Raw genomic sequence first — 16849 nt, 5'->3', positions numbered from 1 at the left:
TGAAACTATAAAAATTTACACGAATCTATAAAAGCGCGCTTATTTTAATATAAAAACCCCATTTTCCCCATTTTAAAATCACGCATTGCTTCCATAATTTGAGTTTGCGTATTCATTACAAAAGGACCGTATTGCGTTATTTTTTCATGAATCGGCTCACCAGATATCACTAATAAAGTACTTTCTTTTTTAGCTTCAATTTGAATAAAATCACCATTATTTTTGTTAAGATTATCACTAAAAGTTAGCATTTGTGATGCTCCTTTTTTTAATAATTCGGTATTATTTACTAAAACTTCGCCTTCTAATAAATACACTAACGATTGATGTGTCTCAGGAATTTCAATTGCTATTTCACCAGTATCTTTTGTTTTTAGCGTAAAAACATTTACGCTGGTTTGAGTCGTTATTAATCCTTTTTTTGTTGCTTGTTCTCCTGCAACAATTTTTAGTTCGATTGTTTTATCATCATTAAAAATAACGGGAATTTGTTCACTTTTTAAATGCTGATAATTCGCAGGCATCATTTTTTTAGATGCTGGTAAATTTAACCATAATTGAATTCCTTCTAACTCGCCTGTTTTTGCGATAAACTCTTTGGTGGGTGCTTCTGCGTGCATAATCCCCCTACCTGCGGTTGTCCATTGCACATCTCCTGCTTTAACAATCATTTCATTTCCTAAAGAATCTCGGTGTAATTGTTCGCCTTTAAATAATAAGGTTATCGGTTCAAATCCACGATGCGGATGCGCGCTTACATCAAACGGATTATTAAATTCACTAATTGCGTAAGGCCCGTAATGATGTAGTAAAATAAATGGATCTACATGTTCAATTTCTGCTGTTGGTAAGGGCTGTCTTAATTTTATGGTTCCCATATTTACCAAAGGACTCGTCACTTTATGTTGTATTTTTTTTAAATTTTTCATTTTATTTTTGATTATTTCTGATTTTAATTCATTTTAATAATTTCTTTACTGATTTCTTTACTTTCAATCTTGAGATAATAAAAATACTATCCATGGAAAATATTTTGATATAATTTTAGTCATTTTTCTTTTTTATAAAAGAGTGATAACGTAAATAATACGCTAAGATTAGCGTATTTTATCTAATAAATCACTTAATTGAAGTGCTTCTTTTTCGGTTAATTTTTCTAAAAAATCTAAGTTTGCTGATGCGCTATCAATCGTTTTTAGCAAGGTTAATCCTTTGTTGGAAATATTGATATAAACAACACGTCTATCTTGCTGACTTCTAGTTCTTTCAATAAAATTCTTATCACATAATTTATCCATTAAACGAGTAGCATTCGGCGCTCTTTCTATCATTCGTTCTTTAATTACCTGTACTTTTATGGCTTCTCCTGCTCCTCTTAAAATCCGTAAAATATTGTATTGTTGAGGCGATATTCCGTAAGGTTTAAAAAAATCATTTTCATTGCTACTTAACCAATTTGAGGTGTATTTAATATTGATAAGTGCTTTAATTTTATCATTTTTAAAGTTAGATTTTATATCTTTAGAAATATCTCCCATATTAACTCATTTTTTTATATGATAGCAAAATTACAAAAAACACATTTATACTCCAAGGAAAATAAAATCAATAAAAATAGTGTCATTACAACGATTTTTCAAACTTGATTGCTTGTTCTTTTAATGCTGTCTTTAACGCATCATCAATGATACTTCCTTCTTTAAAATTATCAAAAAAACTTGGTAAAGAAAAATCGGTTATAATATTAACAAATTCGATTTCTTATTTTTCTGTTTAAGAGCCTGTTTAAATTTTATTCCAAAAATTTTTGTAACCTCAAAATTGCATGACAAGGGGTTAAAACCCCTTGTTTTAAAAATAAAATATGTCAAAGGATTTATTTCAGTTTCTCATGCTAATTTGCCACATTTTTTATCTTTTTTTTGTGATTTTTAACTCCTTTTAACAAGGGGTTTTAACCCCTTGCCGTCATTGCCGTCATTTTTTGCCACCATATTTTTTTCAGATGAAACTTAAACAGGCTCTTAATTTTACTGAATATTAGTTACTATTTCGGTGTTTCCTTTTACCATTTCTACAACGGGACATGTTCCTGCAACTTCTAATAATGTTTCTTTTTGAGCCTTGGTTACCTCTTTTTCAAAAGATATTTCTTCTAGTAATGATTTTTTTATTCCTTGAGATGTTAACCTTATTTGTTGCGTAATATTGACTGTAATTTCACCGACATCCCATTTTTTATTTTCGGCATAGGTTCTTAAAGTAATCGATACACAACCACCAATTGCGGTTAATAAATATTCTACAGGCGTTGGTCCGTTATTATCGCCCCCTTTTTCAACGGGCTGATCTGTAATTACAAAATGATTCCTCATTTTTGCTTCTGCCACATAATTACGATTACTTAATACTACTTTTGATGATGCTTTTGATGCCATTATTACTTTTTTGCTAAATATAAGAAACTACGTTTAAAGCAGTATTTTTTTAAATTCGATACAAATATACACTAAAAATAATTAAATTCCATGGAAAATATTTTCATGGGATTTAATTATCAGAAATTAAAAGAACAAATCGAATCAAACATATAACTATCTTGTATTTTAAAGGGTTTTTCTTACTTTAGCACTTGCAAATAAAGAACCGATCTATGGATATTAACTTCAATAAAAACGAAGATTACAACAAACTTTTAGTTTCTGATTTACGCAGGCGTTTTGCCAAAGTAAAATTAGGAGGCGGTAAAAAACGTCTTGAAAAACAACACGAAAAGGGGAAATTAAGCGCTCGTGAACGTATCGATTATCTTTTAGATGACCATACAAAATCCATAGAAATAGGTGCTTTTGCTGGTGAAGAAATGTATCAAGAACACGGCGGATGTCCTTCGGCAGGCGTTGTTGTAAAAATAGGATATGTCAGCGGAAAACAGTGTATTGTTGTTGCCAATGATGCCACTGTAAAAGCTGGAGCTTGGTTTCCGATTACCGCAAAAAAGAATTTACGAGCCCAAGAAATATCCATAGAAAATAAAATACCGATTATTTATTTGGTCGATTCGGCAGGTGTTTATTTGCCTTTGCAAGATGAAATTTTTCCTGATAAAGAACATTTTGGGCGAATTTTCAGAAACAATGCCATGATGAGTAGCATGGGAATTACGCAAATTTCGGCAATTATGGGAAGTTGCGTTGCAGGCGGTGCGTATTTGCCAATTATGAGCGATGAAGCGTTAATTGTTGATAAAACAGGAAGTATTTTTTTAGCGGGAAGTTATTTAGTAAAAGCCGCCATTGGTGAAACTATCGATAATGAAACTTTGGGTGGCGCCACTACGCATTGTGAAATTTCGGGCGTTACCGATTATAAATCGAAAGATGATAAAGATGCGTTAGATACCATTAAAAAATTAATGGATAAAATTGGTGATTACGACAAGGCTGGTTTCAATAGAAAAGAAGCGCTTGATCCAAAAGAAAACGAAGATGATATTTTCGGAATTTTGCCAAAAGAAAGAAATGCACAATATGATATGTTGGAAATTATCAAACGTTTAGTTGATAGTTCTGAATTTGATCAATATAAAGAAGGTTACGGAAAAACCATTATTACAGGCTATGCTCGCATCGATGGTTGGGCGGTTGGAATTGTGGCGAATCAACGAAAATTAGTAAAAACAGCCAAAGGCGAAATGCAATTTGGTGGCGTTATTTATAATGATTCCGCAGATAAAGCAACCCGTTTTATTGCCAATTGTAATCAAAAGAAAATTCCATTGGTTTTTTTACAAGATGTTACTGGTTTTATGGTCGGTTCAAAATCGGAACACGGCGGAATTATAAAAGATGGTGCGAAAATGGTAAATGCAGTTAGTAATTCGGTTGTTCCAAAATTTACGATTATTATCGGAAATTCGTACGGTGCAGGAAATTATGCCATGTGTGGAAAAGCCTACGATCCTCGATTAATTGTAGCGTGGCCAAGTGCCGAACTTGCCGTTATGAGTGGAAATTCTGCCGCAAAAGTTTTACTGCAAATCGAAAAAGCCTCTTTACTAAAAAAAGGCGAAGAAATTACACCCGAAAAAGAAACCGAATTATTCGATAACATAAAAGCACGGTACGATAAACAAATTTCACCATATTATGCCGCTGCAAGAATTTGGACAGATGCTGTTATCAATCCGTTGGATACCCGAACTTGGATTTCTATGGGAATTGAAGCTGCAAATCATGCTCCAATCGAAAAGAAATTTAATTTGGGAATTATTCAAGTTTAAAAATATCTAAACGTCATGCTGAATTTATTTCAGCATCGCATAAAACTGGCAAATCAGGATGAGAAACTGAAATAAATTCAGTTTGACGTATTTTTATTTTTAAAACAAGGGGTTTTAACCCCTTGCTATGCTATTTTTACGTTACAAAAAATTTTGGAATAAAATTTAAACAGGGTCTTAAAATATAATCAAAAGCATCAATTATTATGAAAAAAAAGATTTTATGGACAGCGTTCATCGCTTTTTTGGGATTTTTAGCCTATCAAATTTATGTTTTCACTTTTGATAATCAAAATAATATAAAACCCATTTACTTAATTCCAAAAGATGCTGTTTTTATTTTAGAGACTCAAAGACCTATCGATACTTGGGACGAAATTAGTACAAGCCCTATCTGGAAAGAACTCCAAAAAAATAGCTATTTTAAAGAAATCAGCAAAAGCATAAATACGCTCGATAAAACTGTAAAACAACAAAAAAGTATCCTGAATTTTATCGGAGAACGTGATGTTTTAATCTCCGCTCATGTTTATAAACCCAAAAAATATGATTTTTTATATGTCGTTAATCTTGGTAAATTATCAAAATTTAATTTTTTAAAAAACAGTGTTTCGAGTTTAACTGGCGATGATTTTAAAGTTACCAACAGAATTTATCAAAATAAAGAAATAACAGAAATTTACGATACCTCCAAAAGAGAAACCCTACATATTACCTTTATAAAAAATCAATTAATCGCTTCTTATACGCATCTTTTAGTTGAAAATGCTATCAATCAATATCAAAAACCTATTATCGGTAGAGATGTTAATTTTATTGAAATTACTAAAGAAACACCTGATGACGGGTTCTTTAAATTGTTTTTTCAATATAAATATTTACAAAACTATCTTTCTTGTTTTGCTGATAAAACCAATGAAAATCTTATCGAAAATATTCAAAATTCATTATACTATTCTGGTTTTGATGTTTCTTTAATTGAAGGAACTATTATTCAAGCAGATGGTTATACAAACGTAAAAGAAGATTCCGAAAGCTATTTAAAAGCCATTCAAAAATCGGGAAAAGGAAAAAGAAGTATCGCTACGATTGCTCCAAAAAATACCGCACTTTATGTAAGTTTTGCTTTTGATAATTTTGAAACTCTTAATGAAAATTTTGAAACTCTTAGAAAAGAAAAACCTCAAGAGTTTGAAATTTATTCGAAACAAATTATCGAAATTGAAAAAAAATTAGACATCAACATCAAAGAAAATGTGTATAGTTGGATTGGAAATGAAATCGGATTTATTCATTTTAATTCGGAACTTTCGAGGAACAAAAAAGATGTTGCTATCGTTTTTAAAACTTCGGATATTCAGGATGCTTCAAAAAATTTAGACTTTATTTTATCAAAAATAAAAGAAAAAACACCCTTACAATTTAAACAAATTTCCTATAAAAATCACACAATTAACTTTTTAGATTTAAAAGGTTTCTTTAAAATAGTTGCAGGAAATATGTTTAAAAAAATGGAAAAACCATACTTTACAATTATTAATGATTTTGTTATTTTTAGTGCTAGTCCGAACACATTAAAAGAAATTATCAATAATAATCAAAATAATTATACCTTACATACTTCCAAAGAATTTGAAGAGTTTAATTATTTATTTGATAAGAAATCGACTATTTTCACTTACATAAATACGCCTCATATTTTTGATGATATCGTAAGTTTAACCGATAGAAAAACACAGCTTCAAATCAAAAAAAACAAAGCATATATTACTGCTTTTAATCAATTTGGTATGCAATTAACATCCGAAGGAAATGTTTTTAAAAGTACGATTACAAGTACATTTATCAATCCAAAATTACTTCAAGAAAAAATAGCATCAGCACAAAAAATAAAAAAAGAAATCGCCGAAAAAAGAAAGGCTGAAAAAATAAATTCCAATAGTAATAATAATCTTGAAAATATTTTTGATGTTAAAGAAATTTATCCTTCAGATTTAAGTGCAACTACTTACACGGAAAATTATCCTAATGGAAAATTAAAGATTGAAGCAAGCCTTAAAAATGGTTTACTAGACGGAAAATATAAAGTATATTATCAGAATGGAAAATTAAAATTAAAAGGAAGCTATAAAAACGGAAAAAAATCAGGAACTTGGCGCGCTTATGATAAGCAAGAAAATAAACTGATTATCAAAAAAAGATTTTAAAATACTTTAATTGTAATTGTAAATAATTAACGCAATAACTACATTTGTGGTTGCGTAAAAATAATTTAAGCGTAAATATAATTTAATAAAATGGGAAGAGCATTCGAACTAAGAAAAGGACGCAAGATGAAGCGTTGGTCTGCAATGGCTAAAACATTTACCAGAATCGGTAAAGATATTGTAATGGCAATTAAAGATGGTGGCCCAAACCCAGATACAAACTCACGTTTAAGGGCAGTAATGCAAAATGCAAAGGCTGCAAATATGCCTAAAGATAATGTAGAACGTGCCATAAAAAAAGCCGTAGATAAAGACACCAGTGATTATAAAGAGGCATTATTTGAAGGTTATGCACCACACGGAATTGCGATCGTTGTAGAAACTGCAACCGATAATAATAATAGAACCGTTGCCAATGTTCGTGCTATTTTCAACAAAGGAAATGGAAATTTAGGAACTTCTGGTTCTGTAGTTTTTATGTTTGATAGAGTTTGTAATTTCACTGTAAAAAAAGAAGATATTACTGTTGATTTAGAAGAATTAGAATTAGAACTTATTGACTTTGAAGTTGAAGAGGTTTTTAATGATGATGAAGGAATTATTATTTATGCTCCGTTTGAGCAATTTGGTGCTATTCAGTCTTATTTTGAGGATAATAATGTAGAAATTATATCATCAGGATTTGAAAGAATACCTGCTTCAACAACAAAACTTTCTGAAGAACAACAAGCAGATGTTGAAAAACTTTTAGAGAAATTAGAAGACGATGACGATGTTCAAAATGTTTATCATAGCATGGTAATGTAAAACTCTTAATACATAGCTACCACAAGACAAACCCTCTATTTTAATAGTGGGTTTTATTTTTCATATCTATTCATTTTTAGTTATTTTTACCGAAAAAAAGAACAAATAGAGAACAAATGAATTTTAACCTACAAATCAACGCTTATAAAAAGCAAAACGGTACGCAAACCATTAGATTAAAATTATACACCACTCCATATGATGTTCAATATATTGATACAAAAATATCTGTTTTAAAAAATCAATGGGATCAGAAAAAGCAAAAGATAAAAAAACACCCACTTGAAGAAAATATAAACGCAAAGATAAACGCTTTACTTATTGAGGTTAAACAACTCTATTATAAAAATGATGGTATTTCTGCTAAACGATTACTTCAAATTTATAGAAATAGTAAAAAATATGATACCGCTGATTTTTTAAATTTTTATCAAACTTTAGTTGATGAAATGATTTTAAAAGATAAAATAAGGTCTGCAAACACTAATCAAATTTATATCAATAAACTAAAACAGTTCTCTTCTTTTATTTCTTTTTCTGATTTATCTGTTCTTTGGGCTAAAGAATATGAATTATGGCTTTTAAAAAAAGGAAATAAGATAAATACTATTGCTTCGAATTTTAAAGCAATTTATGCAACATTAAATAAAGCTGTTGTTTCTGGAGTAATTAATTCAAATCCTATAAAAGGCTATCAAATTGTAAATGAAAATGTAGAAAAGCAATCGCTTACTTTAGATGAAATACAAACGGTTATTAAATTAGAGATAGCACCAAGGCACAAAGCAATGATTAAAGCAAGAGATATGTTTCTTTTTTCATTCTATACTGCTGGTATGCGTTTTACTGATATATGTAAATTACAATGGACTAATATTATTGATAATGATATTGTTTATACTATGAACAAATCAAGAAGCAGAGCTGGTGCAAGAAGATCAATTCCTTTAAATCCTAAATCTATTGAAATACTAGAAAAATATAAAGGTAAAGATGAGTTTTTTATTTTCCCACCATTATATAATTACAAAGGTAAGACTACTACAGATATAGAATATCGTTTAAAAGTTCAAAACAACAATCTGAATAGAGCCTTAAAAATTTTAGCTGAACATTGTGAAATAAACAAACCTATTTCTATGCACATGGCTAAACATACATTTACAGATTATGCCGTAAAAAGTGATGTTGGTTTATTAATGATTTCAAAATTATTAGGACACACCAAATTAGCTACAACACAACATTATCTTAAAGATTTTTATCATAAAGATGAATCTGATGCTATCAATAAATTATTTGGGTAAAATAAACAAACTACTTAAAATAGTATCTTTGCAAAATATTAAAAAAACACTTAATCAATTAGGTATAAAAAGAAATTTATATCCGAAATAAACAACACCTATTAACTAATTGATAAAAAGCACATAAAACAATGACAAAAGAAGAAAACACCACCCAAAATATATCAGTACTTAACAAAGATATGGACGTACTGAAAAAAAATTTCTCACATTGTTTTGATAAAAATGGAGATTTTGATTTTGATAAATTCAAAAAGGAGTTATCAGAAAATGAAGTTAATTTCTCTAAGGAAAGTTATGGTATGGACTGGTTAGGGAAATCTTATGCAAGACTTTTAGCTAGTGATAGTACAACTACGTTATTAAAAGAAGATGAGGCTTTTAATACAAAAGAAGAAAATAAAAATTCTGAAAACCTTTTAATAAAAGGCGATAATTTAGAAGTTTTAAAACATCTTTCTAATGCCTATTATGAGAAAATAAAAATGATATACATTGACCCACCATATAACACAGGAAGTGATGGGTTTGTATATCAAGATGATAGAAAATTTACAGTAAATGAGTTTAAACATTTAGCAGGTGTTGATGAAGATAAAGCGAAAAAAATATTGAATTTTGTAGATAGCAAAAGCAACTCTCATTCTGCTTGGTTAACCTTTATGTACCCAAGACTGTATATTGCAAAACAACTTTTAAAAGAAGATGGTGTTATTTTTATTTCTATTGATGATAATGAGGTTTCTCAATTAAAATTATTGATGGATGAAATTTTTGGAGAAGAGAATTTTGTTGAATCCTTTATATGGAGAAGAAGGAAGACACAAGCGAATTTATCGAAATATACAGCTCCTGTACATGATTATATATTATGTTTTTGTAAAAATAAAAGTTCTTTAAAAATAAATCGAACTCCTTATTCTGCTGAGTTTATTAAGAAAACTTTTAAAAATAAAGATAATGACCCAAAAGGTTTGTATCAAACAGGACCACTAGCTAGACCTGAAAATTCAAGTAATAAAGAATATGAACTTGAAATGCCAAACGGAAGAAAAATTACAGCAAAATGGAGTTGTTCTCAAGAAACTTTCAATAAATATGTTTTAGAAAATAAATTAGTTATTCCAAGGAATGGAGAAGGAATGCCACGTATAAAAATTTACTTAAATGAATTACCTGGTTTAATTCCAAATTCTTGGCTCGATAAAATTGCTACTAATGATGAAGCCTCTAAAGAAATAGAAAAACTTTTAGGTTCGAATGCGTATTTTTCTTTTCCTAAACCTACAGGTTTAATTAGGTATTTATCTTTAATCGGTTCAAATGAGGAAGATATAATTCTTGATTTTTTTGCAGGTTCAGGAACAACAGGAGATGCAGTTATGCAACTAAATGCAGAAGATAATGGTACTAGAAAATTTATTTTAGCACAATTACCAGAAGTAATTGATAAGAAAAAAAATAAAGTAGCTTACGATTTTGTAAAAGATAAATTAAAAGTAGCAGTTCCAACAATTTTTGACATAACAAAAGAAAGATTAATAAGAGCATCAAAAAAAATAAAAGAAGAAAATAAGGAAACTAAAATAGATTTAGGTTTTAAAGTTTTTGAAACTATGCCTATTTGGGAAAATTACAATTTAGAATCAGATACTTTTGAAGAGAAATTACAGTTATTTGACGAATTACAATTGACTAAAGAAGATGTAAAAGCCTTATTAATTACCTGGAAAACAAACGATTGTATTCCACTTACAAATAATTTAGAAGAAATAGATTTAGGCACATATACAGCTTACTATTTTGAAAGTAAATTATATTTAATGGATAAAGATTTTACAACTAATAACCTTAAAATATTATTAGAACTCATTGATACTGATAAAAAAATTAATCCTGCTAGTATTATTGCTTTTGGCTATCATTTTGAAAGTAAAAATTTAAGAGAAATAAGCGAGAATATTAAATCTTATGCCAATAAGAAAAACATTGATATTGATTTTATAACAAGATATTAATATGAAAGGATTTAATTTTGAAAAAAATCTAATACACCAAACCAAAGCGGTAGAAAGTACCGTTGGTGTTTTTGAAAACTTAGTAATAAACCAACCTATTGGCACAGAAAAACAATGTGTTAATCCGTCAATAGAAGTAAGAAAAGTTTATAGTCAATATTATGATAATATCGGAAAGCTACAAAGCTTAAACGGTATTAAAAAAGATATAAAAGCAGGTCAAAACATCATTGATATTATGATGGAAACAGGTACAGGAAAAACCTATACCTACACCAAAACTATTTTTGAGTTAAATAAAAATTTTGGAATTTTTAAATTTGTAATTATAGTACCCACTTTATCAATTAAAGCAGGTACTATCAACTTTTTAAAATCGCCAAGTGCAAGGCAACATTTTAAAGAACAATATGGAAAAACCTTAAAGCTTCATATTGTAGAAAGTAAAAAAGGAAATAAAAGTAAAAAATCGTATATGCCACCTGCGGTTAATAGCTTTGTAAATGCTGGTACTTTTGAGAAAAATCAAATTCAAGTATTAATCATTAATGCAGGAATGATTAATAGTGAAACGATGCAAAAAAGTTTCGATAAAAGCCTTTTTGATAAATATGCAATTCCATTTGAAGCTTTATCAGCAGTAAAGCCCTTTTTAATAGTAGATGAACCACACAAATTTGCTACAGTTAATAAAACTTGGCAGAATATTCAAAAAATGACACCTCAATTCATTTTAAGATACGGTGCGACTTTTAAAGATTATGAAAACCTTATTTACACATTAACTGCGGTAGATTCTTTTAATCAGAATTTAGTAAAAGGAGTTATTGGGCATATTACAGAATTTGAAAGTGGTAAAAATAGTATTGTTAAGTTAATTAGTACAAATGGTACTGAAGCAACTTTTGAACTGAATGAAAACACTAAAAAGAAGACTTTTAAAATAAGTAAAAAAGAAAGTTTAGAAAAAGTACATTCAGCAATGAGTGATTTACTTATTGAAAACCTCAATAAAACTACAGTTGTATTATCTAACGGTTTAATTTTGAAAAAAGGAGATAAAATAAATCCTTATTCTTACGCTGTTACTTTACAAGATATTATGATTAAAAAGGCTATAAAAAGCCATTTTAAATTAGAAAAAGAATACTTAACAAAAGATGTTAAAATTAAACCTTTAACCTTGTTTTTTATTGATAATATTAAAGAATATCGAGACGAAAAAGGAAGTATCAAATTATCTGTTGAAAAATATATAAAATCAGAAGTTGAAGAGTTATTAAAAACAGAAAAAAAAGGGTTTTATAAAACTTATTTAGAAAAAACACTTTTAGATATTTCTAAAACACATGGAGGTTATTTTTCTAAAGATAATAGCGAGAAAGATGAAGTCATAGAAAAAGAAATTAATGAAATACTACACGATAAACAAGCAATGCTTGATTTAGAAAATCCAAGAAGATTTATTTTTTCTAAATGGACACTTCGTGAAGGTTGGGATAATCCAAATGTTTTTCAAATATGTAAACTTCGTAGTAGTGGTAGTGATATTTCTAAACTTCAAGAAGTTGGTAGGGGATTAAGATTGCCTGTAAATGAATATAATAACCGAGTAAAAGACGAACAGTTTTATTTGAATTACTTTGTAGATTTTACAGAAAGTAATTTTGTAGATAAATTAGTTAATGAAATTAATGAAAAATCAGATGCTTTTTCTATAGAAGAAATTCCAGACAAATTGCATGATACTATGATTCAGCAAATTTGTGATAAATACGCTATAACAGAAGATGAATTACTTGAGGATTTAGACGATAATGGAATTATTAATAGAAAAAACGAATTTAAAGACAAAGGTTTTGATTTTATAAAGAAAAATTACCCTTTAATATTTGAAGGTGTTGGTTCTAGTAAAGTAAGAAAAGCAACTGATGAAAAGAAAAAAGTTAGCATAAGAACAGAAAAATATGCACAATTAAAAGATTTGTGGGAAAAGTTGAATGAAAAAGTTGTTTTAGAATATAAGTTTGAAAATGAAACTAAATTTAAATCAATTTTGATTGAGTTTTTAAAAGAACAAAAGGATAATTTTTCTATTGATGGAGTAAGAGAAAGAAAAGCAATAATTGAAATAGAAGATAACCAAGCCATTACAAGAGATGAAATATCTGTTTTAGATAATAAAATAACACAAGTTTCTACAATGAAATACAGTGTATTTTTATTAGAATTGTCTAAGGCTATTAATGTTAATTTAAAAACATTACACCAGAGTTTTATAGATTCTGAAATTAAAATTAATGATTTTTTAAATGCTTCAACAATTAGAATTATTAAACATAATTTTAATAATTATTTAATGTATCAAGCGTTTAGCAAGTTTGAGATAGATTATAAAACTGTAGCAAGCTCTATTCATCCTACTAAAATTACAGATAGTAGCGGTCAGGTGTTAGAAGAAATTAATGCTTCTGATGTTGGGGTTTTATCTTCCGATGAAAATGTAGCTTCTAATTACCTTTTTAATGAATTATTTTATGATTCGGAATTAGAAAAAGAAAATATTAAAACTAAAATTGAAGAAGTTGTTATTTTTAGTAAAATACCTAAGAACTCAATAAAAATACCTGTTGCAGGTGGGAAAAATTATTCACCTGATTTTGCCTATGTTTTAAATTTTGAAGATGGTAAAAAGAAACTATACTTTATAGTTGAAACAAAAAATGCACAAGAAGAAAGTTTAAGAGATGAAGAAAAGCAAAAAATAAAACATGCTGAAATATTTTTTAATGATGCCGTAAAAATAACGTTCAAAACTCAATTCAGTAACAAAAAAATTATTGATTTAATTAGTGATATTAACGCATAAAAAAAATGCCCAAGTCTTCAAAACTTGGGCATAATAATTAAAAACTTTATTTTATTCTAAATCTTTTAAAACTCCTTCAAAAATATTGTATTTCAAATCAGTTAAATTTTTATTTTGATAACGGTTTTTATCGGCATAAATATAGTTATCCTGGTAATTATCAAATTTTTCAGTAAATAAAATAATATCGGCATCAAATTGGCTTTTTGAACCGCCACGCATTTTGCCATCCGTAGTTTGCTGAAATATTACAATAAATAATTTACCATCGTATTTTTTACGTAAGTCTTTATCGACTTCAAAACCTTTTTGTATTTCTTGCATTTTCGCAAAACTATCAATAACAATAATATCATTTTCTTTTACTAACATATCTAAATCGCTAATGCTGTTTATTTCAGGATTATGAATATTATTTAAAGCATTATCATTTATATATTCATCTACTTTATTATAGTAAAGTGTACTTTCTGGATGCTCTTCAATACTGGCGTGTCCTACTTTATATTTTTGCGCAAAAGCATTCATAAATCTAAAAGCACAACGAGTTTTCATAGATCCCTGCCCACCAGTTAAAGTAATTACAACCGATTCTTTTTGTTTTACTTCAATTTCACCTAAAAATTCACTGATATTTTTATCTCTAATTTTATAAATTTCAGAAACTTTATTTTGACGATTTGCCATTTTATAAGCTAAAGTATTTGTCTTTTTTGGATTTTCTGGATTTTTTGTATTTTTTGGATTGCCTAATTTTATAGGTGTTGGCTTTACAACGGTTTTAGCTTTATCTCTTTTTCTCTTTATCGCTTTCTGTTCTGGTGTTATCGGTACAACAGCCTGTACATTTACTTTTAATTTACGTTTTTTAATTTCTTTTTCGAATAACTTTCTTAATTCAGGATTTTGAGCTTCTTTTAATAATTTGGTGCGTTTGTAAAATGGAAAAGATAAACGATAAAAATATATAAACCGTGCTAAATTGGCATAAGCGTAACCTTTGGCAATAACCTTGTCTGAATACATATGTGCATCATGTCCCAATATCGCATGGTCATGTAATTTTTTCTCTTCTATCAGTTCATCAAGTACAAAATTGTATGTTTTATCAAGATAAGAATAATGTTTTAAAGGGTGTCTTAAAGCTTTAATAATTACACCTCTATTGTATCTTATTAATTCTTTATCTATTCCTGTTTTATTTTGTTGTTTGGCAATAGCACGATATAAAAGATATAATTCATCATCTGAATATACTGCCATTTCTTTAGCTGTTATTTTGTTATAAGCGTATATAGTAACATCGTTTTTTTTAGGAGTTAATATCTCACCTAATTCTTTCAGTAATTTTTCATTTAAAGATTTACGTTTTTTAGCTTCCTTGATAGCTATTACCCAATAATTAATATTTTTCTTATCTTTTGCTGTTTTTTTGCTTTTTGCTCTTGTTTCTTTTAAAAATGCCGTAATCTGTTTGATATAATTACCCTCTTGATTAATTCTGTCCTTTAAAACAACCTCTTTACTAGGTCTTTTTACCGTTTTAGTTGGTTTTTCAATTTTCTTGACAACAACCTTTTTAATTTCAGCTTTTTTAGTAGCTTTTTTTTTAGGAATAACTTGTACAGGTTTACCGTTTTGAAATTTCCAACCTTTACGCAAACGTCCACAACTATCAAAAGGGGCGTTTGCTTTTATGGTTATTTTAGTTTCAGGGATTGCTACTGGATAGGCTGAACTATCAGGAATTGAAACCATTTTTTTAGTAGATGTTTTCTTTACTGTCTTTTTAGTGTCTGTAATTTTACCTAATTCTTTGTAAAAAGCAGGAACTTTTGATGCGTCTAAATTTAGCACAAAATCAGAAGCTTTTTGTGCGGCACTTGCGGCACGCATTAAAAATTTATTATCGTCTTTTGCTATTTTTAGTGAATTATTCCAATTGGCTAAATATTCTTCGTGGTTTTTATTCGAATGCCAAATAATACCAGCATTTGCCGATAAAAAAACAGACCCAAATTCCGCTACAAGTTCTTCGAAAGCATAATCTTTTGACCCGAATTTTTTACCGAATTTTCTAGCCAATCGCTTTTCATTTCCTGTTGAATGTATTAATTCGTGTAGCAAAGTACGATAATAATCGTTTGGCGTTTCAAAACTCTGAAACCTTGGCATTTGTACGCCATCAGCTGCCGAGTTATAATATGCTTCATCGCCACCATGTTTAATAGTTGGTGCCATCTTAGGATAATTAGCTACAATTAATTCGGCAATTTCGTTTCTTTCGTTTGCTAAACTTTCATCAGATTTGATAACACGACCTAATTTTAATTCATCTAATTTGAAATCAATTTCTTCAATATCTGATCCGTTAAAAACATTGTAATATTTTAAAATAGGAATACTATTTACAACATCATCAAAATCAGATTTTGAATAGCCGAAATTTTTAATGTATTTTATCATATACTCTTTATCGTATGTTCCAAATTCTTTTTTTGTTTTTGGATTATCGAATTTATAAAGTAATGTGAAATATACAATTGGCTTTCCTTTTGAGCCTTTTTTTAACGTTCCTTTTTTCTCCTTTATTTGCTTAAAGGTCATAAAATAAGGATTATCCATAACATCTAAAAAATCATCTTTTAGCAACCACGGATTAACACCACGATAGGCATTTTTTGAAACAAAATTAATTGGAATTAAAAAACCGTCTTTTTCGTAAAATTCTTTTTGCCCCCATTTTCTTTTGTAACCTGTTCCTGTTGATTTTTCAACTAATGAAATCATTTTATCAGTAATCATCTGATAAATATCATCATTTGTAAAGGGTTTACCTAATGCCGTTGGATCTTCAACGCTTTCAGGGTTAGGGATAAAAGGTAATCCTAACCCTTCTAATTCGTCAAAAGATAAATTATTAGCGTTTAGACTTTTTTTTTTACAACCACACGTTTTTTTAGTCCCACCACAACCGCACGGCTTTTTGCCATTTAAAGCCATTTTAATTTGCTTTGTTTTTTTATCTACTGAAGCTATTTTTAATACGCCTCCTTTGTGAAAACGCCAACCTTTACGCAAACGCCCGCACTCGGTTAATGCTTCTTTGTACGCTCCTTTGTGCATTGAACCTGCTAAGGCTGTTGGATATTGACGTAATGAAACATAAAATCTATCATCGCCTTTATTATCTAATAAAATTTTTGATAATCTATAAACAATTTCAGTATCGTTTGCTTTTTTTGCGTTTGCGATAATCACTTCTAATTGACTTCTTGAAACTGTTGATCCGTTTAGGTTTTTAAATTGCTGTTGTATGGTCATGCTGTTATTTTAATGCTTTATGTAAGGTTGGTTTT

10 protein-coding genes are annotated in these 16849 nt (G+C 28.7%); 6 read left to right on the top strand and 4 right to left on the bottom strand.

What is annotated here, in order from left to right; translation table 11 throughout:
• Positions 1-44: 44 nt before the first annotated feature.
• The 3 genes from L0U72_RS03635 to L0U72_RS03625 all read right to left on the bottom strand — a co-directional run bounded on the left by L0U72_RS03635 (position 45) and on the right by L0U72_RS03625 (position 2438).
• Positions 45-929 carry a pirin family protein gene (locus tag L0U72_RS03635; protein ID WP_233860948.1) on the bottom strand — a complete coding sequence of 295 codons (885 nt, stop codon included), beginning with the start codon at positions 927-929 and terminating at the stop codon, positions 45-47.
• A gap of 168 nt (positions 930-1097) precedes the next feature.
• Positions 1098-1538: a MarR family winged helix-turn-helix transcriptional regulator gene (locus L0U72_RS03630; protein ID WP_193699856.1), complete on the bottom strand. Its 441-nt coding sequence runs from the start codon at positions 1536-1538 to the stop codon at positions 1098-1100.
• A gap of 492 nt (positions 1539-2030) precedes the next feature.
• Complete coding sequence (locus L0U72_RS03625; protein ID WP_233898430.1) at positions 2031-2438, bottom strand: OsmC family protein; 408 nt, start codon at positions 2436-2438, stop codon at positions 2031-2033.
• Positions 2439-2653: 215 nt separating this feature from the next.
• On the opposite strand from L0U72_RS03625, the gene L0U72_RS03620 reads away from it, so the two are divergent.
• The 6 genes from L0U72_RS03620 to L0U72_RS03595 all read left to right on the top strand — a co-directional run bounded on the left by L0U72_RS03620 (position 2654) and on the right by L0U72_RS03595 (position 13490).
• Positions 2654-4282 (top strand): acyl-CoA carboxylase subunit beta, encoded by a 1629-nt coding sequence (locus L0U72_RS03620; RefSeq protein ID WP_233898429.1) that lies wholly within the window; start codon positions 2654-2656, stop codon positions 4280-4282.
• 206 nt (positions 4283-4488) lie between these two features.
• Positions 4489-6489 carry a DUF3352 domain-containing protein gene (locus L0U72_RS03615; protein WP_233898428.1) on the top strand — a complete coding sequence of 667 codons (2001 nt, stop codon included), beginning with the start codon at positions 4489-4491 and terminating at the stop codon, positions 6487-6489.
• 90 nt (positions 6490-6579) lie between these two features.
• On the top strand, positions 6580-7296 hold the full coding sequence (locus tag L0U72_RS03610) for a YebC/PmpR family DNA-binding transcriptional regulator (protein WP_233860946.1): 717 nt from the start codon (positions 6580-6582) through the stop codon (positions 7294-7296).
• 116 nt (positions 7297-7412) lie between these two features.
• Positions 7413-8603 (top strand): site-specific integrase, encoded by a 1191-nt coding sequence (locus L0U72_RS03605; protein ID WP_214984058.1) that lies wholly within the window; start codon positions 7413-7415, stop codon positions 8601-8603.
• Positions 8604-8734: 131 nt separating this feature from the next.
• Positions 8735-10621 carry a site-specific DNA-methyltransferase gene (locus L0U72_RS03600; protein WP_233898427.1) on the top strand — a complete coding sequence of 629 codons (1887 nt, stop codon included), beginning with the start codon at positions 8735-8737 and terminating at the stop codon, positions 10619-10621.
• Position 10622: 1 nt separating this feature from the next.
• Positions 10623-13490, top strand: a complete 2868-nt coding sequence (locus L0U72_RS03595; protein ID WP_233898426.1) for a type III restriction-modification system endonuclease — start codon at positions 10623-10625, stop codon at positions 13488-13490.
• Between the two features lie 51 nt (positions 13491-13541).
• Here the strand turns inward: L0U72_RS03595 and L0U72_RS03590 are convergent, their stop codons facing one another.
• Positions 13542-16814 (bottom strand): ArdC family protein, encoded by a 3273-nt coding sequence (locus L0U72_RS03590; protein ID WP_233898425.1) that lies wholly within the window; start codon positions 16812-16814, stop codon positions 13542-13544.
• Positions 16815-16849: the final 35 nt, after the last annotated feature.

Origin of the sequence: Tenacibaculum piscium (assembly GCF_021390755.1) — a bacterium.
Lineage (GTDB): Bacteria > Bacteroidota > Bacteroidia > Flavobacteriales > Flavobacteriaceae > Polaribacter > Polaribacter piscius.
Note: the sequence above shows the minus strand (reverse complement) of the source record. Positions and strands in the feature narration are given on the sequence as shown.